At 72.2% G+C, this 16,073-nt stretch carries 18 protein-coding genes; 3 read left to right on the top strand and 15 right to left on the bottom strand.

Annotated features, from left to right (window positions below; all coding sequences use genetic code 11):
• Positions 1–15 precede the first annotated feature (15 nt).
• From AKI01S_RS20415 to glnA, 8 genes are all read right to left on the bottom strand, one after another.
• Positions 16–1,197, bottom strand: coding sequence for an acyl-CoA dehydrogenase family protein (locus tag AKI01S_RS20415; protein ID WP_067820063.1), 1,182 nt, complete (start codon positions 1,195–1,197; stop codon positions 16–18).
• A gap of 33 nt (positions 1,198–1,230) precedes the next feature.
• Positions 1,231–2,589, bottom strand: a complete 1,359-nt coding sequence (locus AKI01S_RS20410) for an aspartate aminotransferase family protein (RefSeq protein ID WP_067820060.1) — start codon at positions 2,587–2,589, stop codon at positions 1,231–1,233.
• Positions 2,586–3,665 (bottom strand): 3-oxoacyl-ACP synthase III family protein, encoded by a 1,080-nt coding sequence (locus AKI01S_RS20405; RefSeq protein WP_067820056.1) that lies wholly within the window; start codon positions 3,663–3,665, stop codon positions 2,586–2,588. The genes AKI01S_RS20410 and AKI01S_RS20405 overlap by 4 nt, the downstream gene beginning before the upstream one ends.
• Positions 3,666–3,860: 195 nt before the next feature.
• Positions 3,861–4,706 (bottom strand): DMT family transporter, encoded by an 846-nt coding sequence (locus AKI01S_RS20400; RefSeq protein WP_218009748.1) that lies wholly within the window; start codon positions 4,704–4,706, stop codon positions 3,861–3,863.
• Positions 4,707–5,308: 602 nt separating this feature from the next.
• The gene (locus AKI01S_RS20395) at positions 5,309–5,608 is read right to left on the bottom strand and encodes a hypothetical protein (RefSeq protein ID WP_067820050.1); all 300 of its coding nucleotides are present in this window, start codon (positions 5,606–5,608) and stop codon (positions 5,309–5,311) included.
• Between the two features lie 21 nt (positions 5,609–5,629).
• Entirely contained in the window at positions 5,630–5,782 is a 153-nt protein-coding gene (locus tag AKI01S_RS50730) for a hypothetical protein (protein WP_157419969.1), read from the bottom strand.
• A gap of 142 nt (positions 5,783–5,924) precedes the next feature.
• Positions 5,925–6,860 carry a DUF5829 family protein gene (locus tag AKI01S_RS20390; protein WP_067820172.1) on the bottom strand — a complete coding sequence of 312 codons (936 nt, stop codon included), beginning with the start codon at positions 6,858–6,860 and terminating at the stop codon, positions 5,925–5,927.
• A 195-nt stretch (positions 6,861–7,055) separates the two neighbouring features.
• Positions 7,056–8,480 (bottom strand): type I glutamate--ammonia ligase, encoded by a 1,425-nt coding sequence (glnA, locus tag AKI01S_RS20385; RefSeq protein WP_067820048.1) that lies wholly within the window; start codon positions 8,478–8,480, stop codon positions 7,056–7,058.
• 185 nt (positions 8,481–8,665) lie between these two features.
• Here glnA and AKI01S_RS20380 point away from each other — a divergent pair, with 185 nt between their 5' ends.
• A complete protein-coding gene (locus AKI01S_RS20380; protein WP_067820044.1) occupies positions 8,666–9,151 on the top strand; it encodes an RDD family protein in 486 nt (161 codons plus the stop codon).
• 70 nt (positions 9,152–9,221) lie between these two features.
• On the opposite strand, the gene AKI01S_RS20375 is transcribed toward AKI01S_RS20380, so the two are convergent.
• Positions 9,222–9,917, bottom strand: a complete 696-nt coding sequence (locus AKI01S_RS20375; protein ID WP_067820042.1) for a DUF4191 domain-containing protein — start codon at positions 9,915–9,917, stop codon at positions 9,222–9,224.
• 35 nt (positions 9,918–9,952) lie between these two features.
• A complete protein-coding gene (gene lipA / locus AKI01S_RS20370) occupies positions 9,953–10,882 on the bottom strand; it encodes a lipoyl synthase (protein WP_067820039.1) in 930 nt (309 codons plus the stop codon).
• Positions 10,883–11,068: 186 nt separating this feature from the next.
• On the opposite strand from lipA, the gene AKI01S_RS20365 reads away from it, so the two are divergent.
• A complete protein-coding gene (locus AKI01S_RS20365; protein WP_245681705.1) occupies positions 11,069–11,566 on the top strand; it encodes a DUF1877 family protein in 498 nt (165 codons plus the stop codon).
• Positions 11,567–11,602: 36 nt separating this feature from the next.
• Here the strand turns inward: AKI01S_RS20365 and lipB are convergent, their stop codons facing one another.
• The 3 genes from lipB to AKI01S_RS20350 form a co-directional block, all read right to left on the bottom strand.
• Complete coding sequence (lipB, locus tag AKI01S_RS20360) at positions 11,603–12,358, bottom strand: lipoyl(octanoyl) transferase LipB (protein WP_083999913.1); 756 nt, start codon at positions 12,356–12,358, stop codon at positions 11,603–11,605.
• A 51-nt stretch (positions 12,359–12,409) separates the two neighbouring features.
• Positions 12,410–13,147 carry a Type 1 glutamine amidotransferase-like domain-containing protein gene (locus tag AKI01S_RS20355; RefSeq protein WP_067820033.1) on the bottom strand — a complete coding sequence of 246 codons (738 nt, stop codon included), beginning with the start codon at positions 13,145–13,147 and terminating at the stop codon, positions 12,410–12,412.
• A gap of 95 nt (positions 13,148–13,242) precedes the next feature.
• Positions 13,243–14,130: a TIGR01777 family oxidoreductase gene (locus AKI01S_RS20350; RefSeq protein ID WP_067820030.1), complete on the bottom strand. Its 888-nt coding sequence runs from the start codon at positions 14,128–14,130 to the stop codon at positions 13,243–13,245.
• 41 nt (positions 14,131–14,171) lie between these two features.
• Here AKI01S_RS20350 and AKI01S_RS20345 point away from each other — a divergent pair, with 41 nt between their 5' ends.
• Positions 14,172–14,477 carry a hypothetical protein gene (locus AKI01S_RS20345; protein WP_067820027.1) on the top strand — a complete coding sequence of 102 codons (306 nt, stop codon included), beginning with the start codon at positions 14,172–14,174 and terminating at the stop codon, positions 14,475–14,477.
• 52 nt (positions 14,478–14,529) lie between these two features.
• Here AKI01S_RS20345 and AKI01S_RS20340 read toward each other — a convergent pair whose 3' ends face one another.
• Together AKI01S_RS20340 and AKI01S_RS20330 are read right to left on the bottom strand one after the other, a co-directional pair.
• Positions 14,530–15,198 carry a Uma2 family endonuclease gene (locus AKI01S_RS20340; RefSeq protein ID WP_281186085.1) on the bottom strand — a complete coding sequence of 223 codons (669 nt, stop codon included), beginning with the start codon at positions 15,196–15,198 and terminating at the stop codon, positions 14,530–14,532.
• Positions 15,199–15,282: 84 nt separating this feature from the next.
• The coding region (locus AKI01S_RS20330; RefSeq protein WP_174567401.1) for a 2-oxo acid dehydrogenase subunit E2 at positions 15,283–16,073 on the bottom strand (791 nt) is incomplete at its 5' end.

Below are 16,073 nucleotides of genomic sequence, written 5' to 3'. Positions count from 1 at the left end.
TCGGGACGGCGGATCTCAGGACGGTGCCGGGACGGGTTCGCGCGCCGGGTCCGAGGCGGGCCGGGGCCGCAGCAGGAACTTGATGATGTTCTTCTTCTGCATCTCGGTGGTGCCGCCGGCGATGCGGAACGCCACGGCGTCGCGCAGGTAGCGCTCGACGCCCTGGTCGGTCCGGAAGCCCAGGTGCCCGAAGATCTGGATGAGCTCGGTGCCGGCGCGGACCAGTCCCTCGGACGCGGTGAGCTTGGTGCAGGAGGCCAGCGAGCCGAGGTCGGGGTCGTCGCGCAGGAGGGCGGCGACGGTGGCGTAGGCCAGATGGCGGCTGGCCTCCAGCGTGACCTTCATGTCGACGAGCTTGTCCTGGATGAACTGGTGCTCCGCCAGCGGGGCGCCGAAGGCGCGCCGGGTCGTGACGTGCCGGCGGGCGAGGTCGATCATGTTCTCCAGCTGGGTGGCCGCGACGACGCCGTACATGAGGCGGTCGAAGGCCAGGAAGGAGTAGAGCGTCTCCAGCCCCTGGCCGACGCCGGCGATGACGCGGTCGGGGCCGACGGGGACGTGGTCCATCTCGATGGCGCCGGTGGGGCTGGTCCGCTGGCCGAGCAGCTCCTCGGCCTTGCCGCGTTCGACCCCGGGCTGCCCGGCGTCGATGACGAACAGGGTGATGTCGTGGCCGCCCGCCTCGGGGACGCGTCCCACGATCAGCATGAGGTCGGCGACGGGGGCGTTGGTGATGTGGGACTTGGAACCGGACAGCAGGTAGCCGCCGTCGCGGCGGACGGCGCTGGTGGTGATGGCGGCCACGTGGGAGCCGCCGCCCGGTTCGGTGGCGGCGGTCGCGCCGACCGCGCCGCCGACCAGGCGGGGCAGCAGGTCGGCCCGCTGCTCGTGGGTGCCGTGGTCGAGCAGGAGCTGGATGAACCCGGCGTGGGCGACGGCCGACAGGACGAAGCCGCAGTCGTCGGCGCCCAGGGCCAGGCCCTCGAACCCGGCGAGGAAGTCCCACAGGTCGCCGCCGGAGCCGCCGTACTCGGCGGGCACGCGGGCGGCCCAGAAGCCCTCGTCGGCCAGGGCCTGCCAGAGGGAGCGGTCGAAGGCCGCCGCGCGGTCGCGTCCGGCGCTGCCGGGGGCGATGACGCGCGCGGCGAAATCGTGGAAGTGGCGGCGGCGTCGCCGCTGGTCGGGGGTCCATTGCATGGTCGGCACTCCTTCGCGGGCGGGTGCGGTCCGTCAGGGGGCGGCGAGGCGGGTCAGCGCGGCGATGACCGCGTCGACGAAGGCGTCGATGTCGGCGCGGTCGGTGGCGGTGGAGACGGCGCCCATCCCGCGCGGGGCGATGATGAACCCCTCGGTCAGCAGGTCCAGGAACAGCGCCTGCTGCGCGGCGGCGTCCACGCGGCGGACGTCGCGGAACCCGGTGACGTCGGTGACGCCGACATGGATGTTGAACAGGGAGGAGTGACCGGTGACCGCGGCGGCCAGCCCGCCGTCGGCGATGCGGCGGGCGAGCGCGCCCCGCAGCTGGTCGCCCTTGGCGGCCAGCTCGTTCTGGACCCGCGGGGTGAGACGCCGCAGGGTGACCAGCCCGGCGGCGAGGCTGCAGGGATTGCCGGTGAAGGTGCCGCCCTGGTAGAGGCGGGGACCGCCGGAGCGGGCGTCGTAGACATCGGTGCCGCCCTGGGGTTCGAGCTGGCTCATCAGGTCGTCGCGCCCGCCGTAGGCGCCGATGGGGAGCCCGCCGCCGATGACCTTGCCCATCACCGTCAGGTCGGGGCGCACCCCGTAGGCGGCCTGGGCCCCGCCGGGGGAGACCCGCAGGGTGATGACCTCGTCGAAGATCAGCACGATGCCCAGCTCGGTGCACAGCGCGCGCAGCGCCGCCAGGTACTCCCCGGTCGCGGGCAGCATGCCGCCCACGCCCAGGATCGGCTCGACGATGACCGCGGCGAGGTCGCGGTGGTGGCGGCGCAGCAGGGCGGTGGTGGACGCGACGTCGTTGAACGGCAGCACCAGCACGCGGTCCGGGCAGCCGTCGGGCAGTCCGGCCATGTCGGCGGTGGACGCCGGCGCGTGCGCCGGCCCCCAGGAGCCGGGCGAGGGCCGGACGCTGACGGCCACGTCGTCGTGGGTTCCGTGGAACCCGCCCTCCATCTTGGCGATGCGCGAACGCCCGGTGTGCGCGCGGGCCAGGCGCAGCGCGAACATGACCGCCTCGGTGCCGGAACCGGCGAAACGCACCCGTTCCAGCGACGGCACGCGCGCGCACAGCAGCTCGGCCAGCTCGCTCTCCTGGGGGGTGGAGAAGGAGAAGCTGGTCCCGCGGGCCGCCGCGGCGCTGACGGCCTCGACGACCTCCGGGTCGGCGTGCCCCAGGACCAGGGCCGTGTAGTTGTTGAGGAGGTCGACGTACTCGTTGCCGTCCACGTCCGTGACGCGGGACCCGCGGCCGTGGGTCAGGTAGAGCGGATGCGGCGGCCAGGAGTTCAGGCTGCGGGTGGCGCCGGCCGGCATCGTGGCCAGGGCCCTGCGGTACAGCTTGTGGGACCGCCCGGTGCGGCCGAGGTAGGAGTGGCCGACGTCGGCGGTCATCGCGTGCTCCCCTGCAGTTCGGTCGGTCGGGAGGCGTGGCCGGGGCCCCGGTCGTCGCGTCCCGCCCATGTCATCAGGGCGCTTCCCCAGGTCATGCCGCCGCCGAAGGCGACGAACAGCACCTTGTCGCGCGGGCGCACCCGCCCGTCGCGCACGGCCTGGTGCAACGTGACCGGAACCGACGCGGCGCCGGTGTTCCCGTAGGTGTCGGCGGTGATGGCGATCTGGCCGGGCGACAGTCCGGCCCGCCCGGCGCAGCGTTCGAGGATGCGCACGTTGGCCTGGTGCGGCACGACCAGGCCGAGGTCGCCGACGTCCAGCCGGGCGCGGGCCAGCGCCCGGTCGACTAGGTCGGCGAAGATCTGTTCGGCGAAGAGGCGGACGGCGCGCCCCTCCATCCGGAACAGGTGCCCGCCCGAGCGCAGGGTGTCGGCGCTGGTGGGACGGCGGCTGCCGCCCGCGGGGATGCGGACGTAGTCGGCCATGGAACCGTCGGCCCCCAGCTCCAGGTCGGTGATGCCGACCGGCGCCCGGCCGAGGACGACGGCGCCCGCGCCGTCGCCGAACAGGACGGAGGTGCGCCGGTCGGTGTGGTCCAGGACACGGGAGTAGGTGTCGGCGCCGATCACCAGCGCGTGCCGGAGGGAGGGGTTGCCGGTCATCATGGACCGGGCGACCTCCAGCGCGTAGAGGAAGCCGGTGCACACCGCGTCGACGTCGAAGGCCGGGCACCCCGCCAGGCCCAGGTTGGCCTGCACGGTGCAGGCGGTGGCGGGCAGTGGCTGGTCGGGGGTGGAGGTGGCGACGACCACCAGGTCGATCTCGCGGCGGTCGATCCCGGCGTCGGCCACGGCGGCCTCGCCGGCCGCCGTGGCCAGGTCCGAGGTCGCCTCGTCCTCGCGGGCGACCCGGCGCGCCCGCACCCCGGTGCGTTCCTCGATCCAGCCGGGCGGGACGTTCAGGCGCGATTCGAGCTGCGCGTTGGTGACCTCGGTGGCGGGCAGGTAGGAGCCGGTGCCGACGATGGCGACGGCGGACGCGTCGCGCCGGTGCGCGACGGGATGGCAGTCGGTCATGGAGCGTTCCTCCTCGGCGGCCGCACGCGGGCGCGGCCGCGGCCCGCGGCCCGGAAAAGGCGCAGGCGTTCATCGGATGGGTTCAGTCAGGAGGGAATCCGAAAATCGGTCAAGTCCGATGGGAACGGCCGGTGAAAGCACGGTCGGCCGTTCGAGGTAAAGCGCGGAAGAGGCGGACGGTTAATCGCAACCGGACTATTCCGGTTGTTGCTGACCTCGGACAATGAACAGAACCGAAACGCAGATCGCCGCGGCTCCGGCCACCTGGAGCCCGGACAGACCCTCGCCCAGGACCAGGAAGGCCAGGACCGCCGTGACGGCCGGTTCGGCCGTGGAGATCGCCGCGGCGGGCGCCGCGCCCAGCAGGCGCAGGCCCGCGAAGAACGTGATGATCGCGACCACGGTGGACAGCACCGCCGTGGCGGCGGCGCCGCTCCACCCGGCCGCGTCCACCGGGAGCGCGGGCCGGTGCGCCGCGCACGCGCCGAGGTACACGGCGGCCGCCGCCAGGCACACCACCGCCGTCGAGGACAGGGAGCCGACCTGCGGTGACAGGCGGCTGCCCGCCATGATGTAGCCGGTGTAGACGACCGCCGCCGCCAGTGCCAGCGCGATGCCCACCGCGTCGGCCGACCACTGCACCCCCGCGATCAGCACGACGCCCGCCGTCGCGAGGACGATGGCCGTCACCGTGCCGCGCGCCGGGGCCCGGCGCGTCACGACCATCGAGCACACCGCGACCAGGGCCGGGTAGGTGTAGAACAGCACCGCGACCAGGCCCGCCGGGATGCGGGTCAGCGCGGTGAAGTAGAAGAACGACTGCCCGACGTAGCCCACCGCGCCCATGGCCAGCAGCACCCACAGGTCACGGCCGCGCGGCCAGCGGGCCGACGTGACCGCCATCAGCGCCACCAGCATCGTCGCCGCGATCAGGAACCGCGCCCCCAGTACGCCGTGGACGTCGGCGCCGTGCCGGTAGGCGATCCGCGCGAAGATCGCCATGGCGCCGAACGAGCCCGCGGAGACCAGCAGGAGCGCCACCCCCAGCACAGGCGACCCGGATCCGCCGCGCGTTTCCCCGGAAAACGGCGGCGCGGGAGCGGCGACCGCCTCGTGCGCGGCCACCGTTCGCCTGTCGCCGGACCGTGCCATCGCGACCCCCGCTTCGGTCGACGGCTGAAATCTGACTTCGATCAAAGTAACCCTGTCAGAAAAGGCGGACAACCGGACGTCAGGGAAAAGACCCGTGTACGGCCGTTGGCGAAAGGGATGACGCGCGACGGCGGCCGTCGGGGTGAGGGGCGCGCCACCAGGGAGGACGGGAACGGCCTCGCCCGCGACGGCCGGTCCGGTCTCCGGACGGCGGCCGCCGGGCCCGGACCTGCGGATCCGTCGCACCGGAAACGCCGTCGGCGTTCTTCCGCGCGGAGGGACTCCAGGCTCCGTTCGTTTCACCACGCACCGGCGCACGCTCGCGCGATCACCGTTGGTCGGCGGGAAGGGCCGCATGGCCTTTTGCGGACAACTCCGCCCGGGTCAGTGGGGATGGGCCTCGCGAAGACCCCCGGCCCCGCTCCGCCGGTCGTCCGCGTCCCGGCCGTCACCCGCGGACGGGGAACGCCGGGAAGCGCGGCCGGTGCCGGTCAGGGACGGGGATCGGTGCGCGTCCAGGGGCGTTCGTCGCGGCGGCGGCCCATGGCGGCGGCGCAGCGCGGGCACACCCGCTGCACCCGGTCGGCCGATCCTCCCGATTCGGGAAGGATGTCCGGCCAGGCGACGTGCGGGAACCGCAGCAGCCGGGCACGGCTGAGCGGCAGGCCGCACAGGGTCTGGTTGGTCCCGGACGTCCAGGCGTGCACCTCCCCGGCGGGCAGCCGCACCCCGTCCGGGTCCCGCCAGGTGCCGGACGCCGCCACCGACGCCGCTTGCCTCCGTGTCCTCACGGTCGCGTTCCCTCCCGCCCGTCACTCGAAGTCGTCGGGGTTCAGCTCCTCGGGGCGGTCGCCCGCGCCCTCGCCCTCGCGCGTCGCGTCGGGGTCCTCGTGCGGGGAGTCGTCCGTCTCCTCCGCGGCACCGCGTCCGACGTCGCCGGACCGGTCCGGCGCCTGCTCCGTCATGGCCGCCTCCAGATCGCTGGGGCGCGGTTCCTACCCAGGTCAGGACGGCCGAATCCGCCCCCACGCGCGACGGCGCCCGGACCGGCCCGCGACGATCGTGACGCGGGCCGGTCCGGGCGCCGTTCGTCCCGGTGTCCGGTTCCTACTTCGGGCCGTCGAACGTCCACACGGCGCGGGCGCCGGGGCCGACGGCGAGGGTGGACCTGCCGATCCGCTCCTCGTGCCGGTGGTCCAGGTACTGGTTGAGCGACATCTCGACCCGCCGCAGGCCCGCCCGCTCGCGCGGGACGGCGTCGAGCTGGATCCTCGTCCCGCCGCGCAGCGCGACGATCCCGTTGGGAAGGGTCTGGACGGCGAAGCCGCCGGCCTTCAGCAGCGGCACCGTGTTGGTGAGGTCGCGCTGGGGCACCGCGAGGTGGAGGGCGGTCACGTCGCGCATCATGCGGTCGCGGTAGGTGTCGGGCAGGTAGCGCTCCCGGCTGACGTCGCCGGGGTGGCTCGCCGGCTCGGTCTTGCTGCGCGGGTCGGCGAAGTACTCCGGCAGGTACTCCATCGCCCAGGCGTCGAAGGCGTCGTACTGGTCGCCGGTGGTACGGATGGTGTCGAACCACGGCACCGGCACGCCGTCGCCGAAGTTCCGGGTCTGGCGGTACTCGGCCGGGTCGGTGACCCCCAGGGCCTTCAGCCGGTCGGTCACCTTGACCAGGTCGCCGGCGTTCTCGGTCGAGACGGCCATCCCGGAGGACCCGAACAGGGCGTCCTGGCCGGGCAGGTCGCCCTCACCGAAGAACTCGATGTAGGTCTCCCGGCCGTACAGGTAGCGCCCCTTCCAGGTCATGCCGCCCCCGGTCGTGGTGCGGACCTCGAAGTTGGCGAACTTCCGGAGGTAGTCGGAGTTCTCGATGGCGTCGGCGGTCTCCTTGTCGACCACCGCGTAGGCGTGGTTGTAGAACAGTGACTGCGGCTGGGCCTCGTCGGCCCGCGCCGTCGCCGTCCCACCGCCGACCGAGCCGGTGACGGCGACGGCGAGGGTAACGGTGAGCGCGGTGACGGCCCGCAGGGTTCGGCGCATCAACATGATCTTGAGCATAGAAGCATCAAGATCAACAAAGGGGGACTTCGCCGGAAAACGGTCCTATCGGATTTCGTCCGGCGAGGGTCGTTCCCATGACCACCCGGCTCACACGGAAGGCCGCCGGTCTCCCGCCGTGGTACGGCGGGAGACCGGCGGCCTCGTGTCCGGAGTGCTGTGCCGCGAGCGCCAGGCTCGGGATCAGATGTCGTAGTACATCTCGAACTCGTGCGGGTGCGGGCGCAGGCGGATCGGGTCGATCTCGAACTCGCGCTTCATCGCGATCCACGTCTCGATCAGGTCGGCCGTGAAGACGCCGCCCTCCAGCAGGAAGTCGTGGTCGGCCTCCAGCGCGGCCAGGGTCTCCTCCAGGGAGCCGGGGACCTGCGGGATCGCGCGGGCCTCCTCCGGCGGCAGCTCGTAGAGGTCCTTGTCGACCGGGTCGGCGGGCTCGATCTTGTTCTTGATGCCGTCCAGGCCCGCCATCAGCATCGCCGAGAACGCCAGGTACGGGTTGCAGGACGGGTCCGGCACGCGGAACTCGACGCGCTTGGCCTTCGGGTTGTTCCCGGTGATCGGGATGCGGATGCAGGCCGAGCGGTTGCGCTGGGAGTAGACCAGGTTCACCGGGGCCTCGTAGCCGGGCACCAGCCGGTGGTAGGAGTTCACCGTCGGGTTCGTGAACGCCAGCAGCGCGGGCGCGTGCCTGAGGAGGCCGCCGATGTAGTAGCGGGCGTTGTCGGACAGGCCCGCGTAGCCCACCTCGTCGTAGAAGAGCGGGGAGCCGTCCTTCCACAGCGACTGGTGGCAGTGCATGCCGGAGCCGTTGTCGCCGAAGATCGGCTTGGGCATGAACGTCACCGTCTTGCCCGCCGCGCGCGCGACGTTCTTGACGATGTACTTGTAGAGCAGGAGGTTGTCGGCGGTCTTCAGCAGGGTGTCGAAGCGGAAGTCGATCTCCGCCTGGCCCGCCGTGCCGACCTCGTGGTGCTGCATCTCGACGTGGATGCCCGACGACAGCAGCTGGGCGACCATCTCCGAACGCAGGTCCGTGTAGTGGTCCATCGGCGGGACCGGGAAGTAGCCGCCCTTGTACGGGGGCTTGGCGCCGAGGTTGCCGCCGGGCTCCTCGCGGCCGGTGTTCCAGGCGCCCTCGATCGAGTCGAGGTAGTAGTACCCGGCGTTCTGCTTCGTCTCGAAGCGCACGTCGTCGAAGATGTAGAACTCGGCCTCGGGGCCGAAGTAACAGGTGTCGGCGATGCCGGTGCCGCGCAGGTAGTCCTGGGCCTTCTTGGCGACGTTGCGCGGGTCGCGGCTGTAGGGCTCGCCCGTCAGCGGGTCGTGCACGAAGAAGTTCAGGTTCAGCGTCTTGTGCTGGCGGAACGGGTCCACCACCGCCGTGCTCGGGTCGGGCAGCAGGAGCATGTCCGACTCGTGGATCTCCTGGAATCCGCGGACCGAGGAGCCGTCGAACATCAGCCCCTCGGTGAACGCGCTCTCGCCGAAGCTTTCCACCGGGAACGTGAAGTGCTGCATCTTGCCGGGCAGGTCCACGAAGCGGCAGTCGACGAACCTCACGTCCTCGTTCCTGATGAAGCTCAGGACCTCGTCGGCGCTGCTGAACATCCAGCCTCCTTGGGGCGCTTTTGGCTTCGGGCAGGCTATGGGGCGGCCGTTTCCCGGCCGTGTCCCTTGTGTTTCCGGTGTGTTACGCATCACTCTATGACGTCGGTCACTGACCGGGACCCGGGCGGGGGGCGGTAAGCGGGGCCGGATCGGGGCCGCGCCGGGGAGCGGATAGCGTAGAGGGCATGAGCAGCGGTAAGGGACGCCAGGCCGAGGGGCCTCGGTGGACGCAGACGTGGCTGGGCGGCGCCCGCTCGGCCGGGGTCGACCTCGGAACGCCGGGAGAACGCCTGGGACTGCCCGCGGAGGGCAGCGGGTCGGTGGCGGGCTATGGCCGCCGGTTGCTGGCACTGCTCATCGACTGGCTGCTGTCGCTGCTGGTGGCGAGCCTGCTGGCCAACGTCCTCGCGTGGTCCCCGCCGACCCGCAGCCTGGCCACGCTGGTGATCTTCGCGATCCAGGCGTGGGTCCTGACCAGCCTGCTCGGCATCACCATCGGCAAGCGCATCACCGGCATCCGGGTGGTGCGGCCGGACGGCGGCCCGGTCGGGCCGGTGTGGGCGCTGGTGCGGACGCTCCTGCTGGTGCTGGTCATCCCCGCCCTCGTCTGGGACCGCGACTACCGGGGCCTGCACGACCGCGCCGCCAACTCGATCGTCGTGCGCGTCTGACCCCGCGGGAGAACGCGGCGGGAACACGAAAGCGCCCCCGAGGGGGCGCTTTCCTCGTCGTGGGGGAGGGTCAGCGGGTCTTCGGCTTGGGCCCCTTCGGCATCCGCGCGCCGCGCGGGACCGGGCCCTTGGGCATGGGCATCGCGCGGGGCAGCGCCTGGAGGCGGTCGTTCAGCTCGGCGACCTGGCCCTTGGTCAGGTTGCGCGGCAGCTTCATCAGATGGCGCTGGAGCCGGTCGACCGGGATCTGGCCCTCCTCGTCGCCGACCTGCACGTCATAGATCGGCACCTGCTGGGCGGCGCGCGACAGGCGCTTCTTCTCCGCGCCGAGCAGCTGGCCGACCCGGTTGCGCGGGCCCTCCGACACCAGGACCACGCCGGGGCGGCCGACGACCCGGTGCACCATGTCGAGGTTCCGGTTGCCGGCGACGGCCTCGGTGACCGACCAGTTGCCGCGCATGTTCTTCAGGATCGCGGCGGCCGCGCCCGGCTGCCCGGCGATCATCTTGTACTGCGCCTTCTGCGCCCGCTGCCCAAAGATGATCATGCCCACGGCGAACGCGGCCAGGACGCCCAGCGGAATGAAGAACCAGAGCTGGTCGATCAGCAGACCGATGAGGATGACGGCGACCAGAGTGGCGAGCGCGGCACCGAAGACGATCGGGAGGGCCTTCGGGTCGGCCTGCTTGAGCAGGCCCGCGACCATGCGGATCTGCTTGAAACGGCCCACTCGCTCCTGGGCCCCGTCCGTGGGCTTTTTCGACATGTCCCCAAGGATAGTCGTGCGCTACCGTCCGCCGGTCACCCCTGGCGGGCCTCGATCGCCTGCTTGTACAGCCGGCCCGCCCGGTAGCTGGAGCGCACCAGCGGCCCGGACATCACGCCCGCGAAGCCGATCTCCTCGGCCTCGGCCGACAGCTCGACGAACTCCTCGGGCTTGACCCAGCGCTCCACCGGGTGGTGGCGCGGCGACGGCCGCAGGTACTGCGTGATCGTGACCAGCTCGCAGCCCGCCTCGTGCAGGTCGCGCAGCGCCGCGGAGACCTCCTCGCGGGTCTCGCCCATGCCGAGGATCAGGTTCGACTTGGTGACCAGGCCGTCCTCGCGCGCCCGGGTGATCACTTCGAGGGAGCGCTCGTACCGGAAGCCGGGCCGGATCCGCTTGAAGATCCGCGGCACGGTCTCCACGTTGTGCGCCAGCACCTCGGGGCGGGAGGAGAACACCTCGGCCAGCTGCGCGGGGTCGGCGTTGAAGTCGGGGATCAGCAGCTCGACGCCGCAGCCGGGCACGGCCGCGTGGATCTGCCGCACGGTCTCGGCGTACAGCCAGGCCCCGCCGTCCTCCAGGTCGTCGCGGGCCACGCCGGTCACGGTCGCGTACTTCAGGCCCATCGTGGCCACCGACTCGGCGACCCGGCGCGGCTCGTCCCGGTCGAACTCGGCGGGCTTGCCGGTGTCGATCTGGCAGAAGTCGCAGCGCCGCGTGCACTGGTCGCCGCCGATGAGGAACGTGGCCTCGCGGTCCTCCCAGCACTCGTAGATGTTGGGACAGCCGGCCTCCTGGCAGACGGTGTGCAGCCCCTCGGACTTCACCAGGGACGTCAGCTCGCGGTACTGCGGGCCCATCTTCAGCCGGGTCTTGATCCACTCCGGCTTGCGCTCGATGGGGGTCTGGCTGTTGCGGGCTTCAATGCGCAGGAGCTTGCGCCCCTCAGGTGTCACCGTCGTCACCCCCTCAGGTTACGTCCGGATCAACCCCGTCGGCACATCGGGGATGATCGTCCCCGGAGGGGCGGCGACCACGGGAGACGGCCACCGATTCCCGCGTTTCTACCCTCCGTAGCTGTGGATCTCTCTAAGGTGACTGGCTGTCGCCTTCGCTTCACCCTTCGCAGGAGGAACCCCTTGGGTCTGGCAATGTCGTACCTCAGAGTGCCGCCGGTGCTGGAGGGGGAGCCCGATCCCGCGCGCATCGCCCACCGTGTCTTCGGCACGCCGCGCTGGCGGGACCGGTCCGCCGGGGCGCTGCTGGACCTGGGCGGCGGCTGGCAGGTGCTGCACTATCTGATCACCGGGGACCCGTGGGACGGGCGTCCGCCGGAGGCCGACATCGTGTGCGGCGGGCGGCTGCTCACCGAGAACGGCACCGCCGACCTCGGCCTGGACGTGATCTACCTGGCGGCCGAGCGGGTCAAGAGCGCCGCCGAGCACCTGGCGGACACGCCGTTCGACGCGGTCGCGCGCCGCTGGGACCGCGCCGCGATGGCCGCCGCCGGCGTGCAGGACGCGGCCGCCCTGGACGAGGCGGCCCGCGAGCGGTTCTTCCGGCCCGCCTACGAGGGCCTCACGCGGTTCTTCCGGGACGCCGCCGACGAGGGGCAGGCCGTCTACAAGGCGATGGCGCCGCGGGCGTGAGCCGGGCGGCCGGGACGGACCCCGGCCGCCCGGCCCTCACGCCTCCAGCTGGGCGGTGGTGCGGTGCAGCACCGCGGGGGCGCCCAGCAGCTCGGCCAGGTGGCGTTCCACCAGCGGGACGACCTCGGCCACCGGCACCGGACGCCCCAGCTCCCGCGACAGGTTCGTGGACCCCACGTCCCGGATCCCGCACGGAACGATCCGGTCGAACCATGACAGGTCGTTGTCGCAGTTGATCTGGAAGCCGTGGATGGTGACGCCCCGGCGCACCCGCATCCCGATCGAGCCGAGCTTGCGGTCGGGCGCGCCCGGCACCCACAGCCCGCTGCGGCCCTCCACGAACTTGGTGGTCAGTCCGAACTCGGCGCAGACCGCCATCATCATGTGCTCCAGCACCCGCACCATGGCCACGCCGCCGGTGGAGTCGCGGAGCTTGACGATCGGGTAGCCGGTGAGCTGCCCGGGACCGTGCCAGGTGATCTTCCCGCCGCGGTCCACGTCCACCACCGGGGCGCCGGGGTCGCCGAACGGCCGGTCCAGGGGCTCGGTGCGCTTGCCCGCCGTGTAGACGGGCTCGTGCTCCATCAGCAGGACGGTGTCGCCGATCTCGTCGTCGATCCGCCGCTGCTGGACCCGCTTCTGCAGGTCCCAGCCCTCCAGGTAGGGAACGGCCGCGCTCCCGAACCCGACGTGCACCACGACGAGGTCGCCGTCGTCCCTGCGGGGGTTGCGGACCGGCTCGGCGGTTTCCGGGGTCTCCGTGCCGGACTCGCGTACGTCTACGTCGCTCACGCCGCCCAGCTTATGCCGCCTGGTTGTTACCGGCCGGTCGCCGTCGGCCGGTCAGAGCGTGGCCAGCAGCCGCGGCTCGATCCGGACCTCCTTGGCGGTGCCCGGCCCGTCGGCCTGGACGTGGTAGGCCCCGGCCTCCTTGCGGTAGGACACCGCCTGCACGAACTCGGCGCCCACGTAGTGCAGCGCCACCGACTCGTCGGCGGCGTACCCGCCCGGCAGCCTGCCCTCCCCGACGAGCCGCTCCAGCAACGGCCGCCGCTGCGGCTCGCTGTCGTAGTGGACGCCGCACGAGTACGGCAGGAACCCCAGCCCGTCGGTGAGCGGGCTCATCTGCGGGCCGAACGAGTCGGTGGTGCCGCCGACGTGCCAGCACAGCGCGCCCGCGCTCTGCCCCGACAGCACCACGCCCGCCTCCCACGCCTCCCGCATGATCTCGTCGAGGCCGTGCAGCCGCCACAGCGCCAGCAGGTTGGCGACGCTGCCCCCGGACACGTAGATCAGGTCCTGGGACAGCAGGTGGGCGCGCATGTCGGCGACGTTCGGCATCGGGAACAGCGCCAGATGGCTGACCTCCGCGTCCAGCCGGGAGAACCCGCCGTAGAACCGGGCGATGTACTCGGCCCCGTCGCCCACGGCCGTGGTCAGGAAGCACACCCGGGGGCGGTCCTGGCCGGTCAGGTCGAGGGCGTAGCGCAGCAGCGGGCTCGGCTTCACGCCGTACCTGCCGTCCGGGACGAAGGTCCCGCCGCCGATGGCCAAGATGTGCGGCTGTCCGTCTGTGCTCATTGCTCCCGGCGCTCCTCAGTGCAGTCGGCGCGTTTCTCAGGGTCACGGTACGGGTACCGTCGGCGACCGCAGGGCGTTTTGGTGAATCTTGGGCCTCACAGGACCGCTTCGAGGGCCGACCCCAGGTCGCGGTGAGCGAAACGGAAGCCCGCCTCCTCCAGTCGGCGCGGCAGCACCCGCTGGCTGATCAGCGGTCCCTCGTCGGCGAACTCCCGCAGCGCCAGCCGCAGCGCGAACGCCGGGACGGCCAGCGCCGCCGGACGGCGCACGGCCCGCGCGACCGCGCGGGTGTAGCCGGCGTTGGTGACGGGGGAGGGACCGACGAGGTTGACCGGGCCGGAGATCTCGTGGTCGATCAGGAAGCGCAGCGCAGCGACCTCGTCGTCGGCGGAGATCCAGCTGACCCACTGGCGGCCGTCGCCGAGCCGGGCGCCGAGGCCCAGCCGGAACAGCGGCAGCACCCTGCCCAGCAGGCCGCCCCTCCCGTCCAGCACGATCCCGGTGCGGGCGTGCGCGACCCGGACGCCCGCCTCGGCCGCCGGCCGCGCCGCGGCCTCCCAGTCCCGGACCAGCTCGGCGAGGAACCCGCGGCCCATCGGGGCGTCCTCGTCCACCTCGCGGTCCCCGGTGTCGCCGTAGAACCCGATCGCCGACCCCGACACCAGCACCTTCGGCCCGCGCGCGGCGCTCGCGACCGCCTCGGCCAGCGTCCGGGTGCCGAGCACGCGGCTGTCGCGGATCTCCCTCTTGTAGGACGCGGTCCACCGCCGGTCCCCGACGCCCGCGCCCGCCAGGTGCACGACCGCGTCGGAGCCCTCCACGGCGGCGGCGTCCACGGTGCCGCCCGCCGGGTCCCAGCGCGCCTCGTCCGGCCCGGACGGCTCGCGCCGCACCAGCCGCACCACCTCGTGCCCGTCGGCGCGCAGCGAGCGCACCAGGGCCGTCCCGATCAGCCCGGTCGAACCCGTGACCGTCACCCTCATATGCCGAGCCTAGGGGGCGGCGGATGGGTAACCTCCAGGACATGCCGAAGATCCCTTCTGCCGCCGTGGCCGCGTCCGGCCTCATCGGCGGATACGCCACCGCACGCTTCACCCGCCGCCGCGAACTGGGCGGCGCGGTCCTCGCCGCCGCGGGCGCCTGGTGCGCCCGGGACTGGGCCCGCACCGCCGGTCCGGTGCCCGCCGCGGCCCTCACCGCGATCTATCTGGGAGGCTTCGGCGGCTCCCACCCCCTGGCCAAGAGGACCGGCGCCTGGCCCGCCGTCCTGGGAGTGGCGGCCGTGTCGGCGGCCTCCGCCTACGCCGTCTCCGACCGCAGGTCCGAATGAGGCATGTGGGAGCCCCCCGGCCACATGGCCGGGGGGCTCCCACGTGTGAAGGTCAGAACGACCCGTACTCGGGCCAGTCCCCGGTGGGGATCGAGAAGCCGAACGGCTCAGGGAGAAAGATCTTCTCGCCGTAGCGGCCGTCCGCCGCGATCTGGTAGCGGATCCAGCCGTCGGCCAGGGCGTGCAGCGTCCAGGTGCGGAGCTCCTGGTCGATCAGAAGATAGAGCGGAATCCCGGCCTTGGCGTACTGCTTGGGCTTGGTCTCCCGGTCGTTCAGCACGGTGTCGGGGGACTTCGGCGAGGTGACCTCGACGACCAGGGCGATTCCTTCCCGCTCCTCCTGCGCGGTGTGCGCGTCCCGGCGTGTCACTACCAGATCGGGGATGTAGAAACGCCCGCTCTGGTCGGGAAGGTCCCACTGGAAGTTCTCGGAGTGCGTGGCCCAGTTGGTCGTGGTCTGGGAGGTGTAGAAGGCTCCCTTGATGGCGTCGACGATCGACTCGATGATCGACCGATGCTCGAAGCCCGCCGGCGCCATCACCAGCAGTACCCCCTCATCCACGTATTCGACCTTGTGGGTCTCCAGAAGCTGTTCCGCGTAGCTTCGCAGATCCAGAGCACCGTCATCGTGGTTTCCGAGAGAGAGGGCGTGCTCGCTCACTGTGGTCGCCTCCAGTCGCCCTGCTGGGGTCGCTCTCCCCAATGGTGTCACTCCCAGCATGCCGTAGACGGTACGGCCATGCATGTGTAAACGCGGAGCCCCGCCGCGCGTTCGCGCGGCGGGGCTCCGTGGTGTTCGGGGTTCTCAGAGGCCGAGGTCGGCCTCGAAGTTGCCCTCTTCCAGGCGGTGCTTGATGGTGCCCAGGAAGCGGGCGGCGTCGGCGCCGTCGATGAGGCGGTGGTCGTAGGTCAGGGCCAGGTAGACCATGGACCGGACCGCGATGACCTCGCCCAGCTCGGGGTCGTCGATGACGGCGGGGCGCTTGACGACGGCGCCGGTGCCGAGCATGCCGACCTGCGGCTGGTTGAGGATCGGGGTGTCGAACAGGGCGCCGCGGCTGCCGGTGTTGGTCAGCGTGAAGGTGCCCCCGGCCAGCTCGTCGGGGCTGACCTTGTTGTCGCGGGTGCGGGCGGCGACGTCGGCGATCCGCTGCGCCAGGCCGCCCAGGTTGAGCTGGCCGGCGTTGTGGATGACCGGGACCATCAGGCCGCGCTCGGGCACGTCCACCGCGATGCCGAGGTTCTCGACGTCGTGGTAGGTGACCTCGTCACCGTTGATGACCGCGTTCAGCTTCGGGTGCTGCTTGAGCGCCTCGACCGCCGCCAGCGCGAAGAACGGCAGGAACGACAGCTTGACGCCCTCGCGGGCCTCGAAGTCGGCCTTGGCGCGGTCCCGCAGCCGGGCGATCTTGGTGACGTCCACCTCGACCACGGTGGTCAGCTGCGCCGAGACCTGGAGCGACTCGACCATGCGGCGGGCGATGGTCTGCCGGATGCGGGACATCTTCTCGGTCTTGCCGCGCAGCGCCAGCTGCTCGGCGGGGGCGGCGGCCGGGGCCGGGCGGGCGGCGCGGGCCGGAGCCTGCTGCGCCGGAG

It is taken from the genome of Actinomadura kijaniata NBRC 14229 (assembly GCF_001552175.1).
Lineage (GTDB): Bacteria > Actinomycetota > Actinomycetes > Streptosporangiales > Streptosporangiaceae > Spirillospora > Spirillospora kijaniata.
The sequence above is the reverse complement of the archived record's forward strand: the minus strand, read 5'-3'. Positions and strand labels throughout refer to the sequence as shown.

What these genes read in the sequence shown, in the direction of transcription:
- AKI01S_RS20365 (WP_245681705.1), top strand. Translation starts at nt 11,069, where the DNA reads ATGTCGTACCTCAGAGTGCCGCCGGTGCTGGAGGGGGAGCCCGATCCC.
- AKI01S_RS20355 (WP_067820033.1), bottom strand. Translation starts at nt 13,147, where the DNA reads ATGAGCACAGACGGACAGCCGCACATCTTGGCCATCGGCGGCGGGACC.
- AKI01S_RS20405 (WP_067820056.1), bottom strand. Translation starts at nt 3,665, where the DNA reads ATGACCGACTGCCATCCCGTCGCGCACCGGCGCGACGCGTCCGCCGTC.
- AKI01S_RS20345 (WP_067820027.1), top strand. Translation starts at nt 14,172, where the DNA reads ATGCCGAAGATCCCTTCTGCCGCCGTGGCCGCGTCCGGCCTCATCGGC.
- AKI01S_RS20340 (WP_281186085.1), bottom strand. Translation starts at nt 15,198, where the DNA reads ATGCTGGGAGTGACACCATTGGGGAGAGCGACCCCAGCAGGGCGACTG.
- AKI01S_RS20350 (WP_067820030.1), bottom strand. Translation starts at nt 14,130, where the DNA reads ATGAGGGTGACGGTCACGGGTTCGACCGGGCTGATCGGGACGGCCCTG.
- AKI01S_RS20375 (WP_067820042.1), bottom strand. Translation starts at nt 9,917, where the DNA reads ATGTCGAAAAAGCCCACGGACGGGGCCCAGGAGCGAGTGGGCCGTTTC.
- AKI01S_RS20410 (WP_067820060.1), bottom strand. Translation starts at nt 2,589, where the DNA reads ATGACCGCCGACGTCGGCCACTCCTACCTCGGCCGCACCGGGCGGTCC.
- AKI01S_RS20380 (WP_067820044.1), top strand. Translation starts at nt 8,666, where the DNA reads ATGAGCAGCGGTAAGGGACGCCAGGCCGAGGGGCCTCGGTGGACGCAG.
- glnA (WP_067820048.1), bottom strand. Translation starts at nt 8,480, where the DNA reads ATGTTCAGCAGCGCCGACGAGGTCCTGAGCTTCATCAGGAACGAGGAC.
- AKI01S_RS20390 (WP_067820172.1), bottom strand. Translation starts at nt 6,860, where the DNA reads ATGTTGATGCGCCGAACCCTGCGGGCCGTCACCGCGCTCACCGTTACC.
- AKI01S_RS50730 (WP_157419969.1), bottom strand. Translation starts at nt 5,782, where the DNA reads ATGACGGAGCAGGCGCCGGACCGGTCCGGCGACGTCGGACGCGGTGCC.
- AKI01S_RS20415 (WP_067820063.1), bottom strand. Translation starts at nt 1,197, where the DNA reads ATGCAATGGACCCCCGACCAGCGGCGACGCCGCCGCCACTTCCACGAT.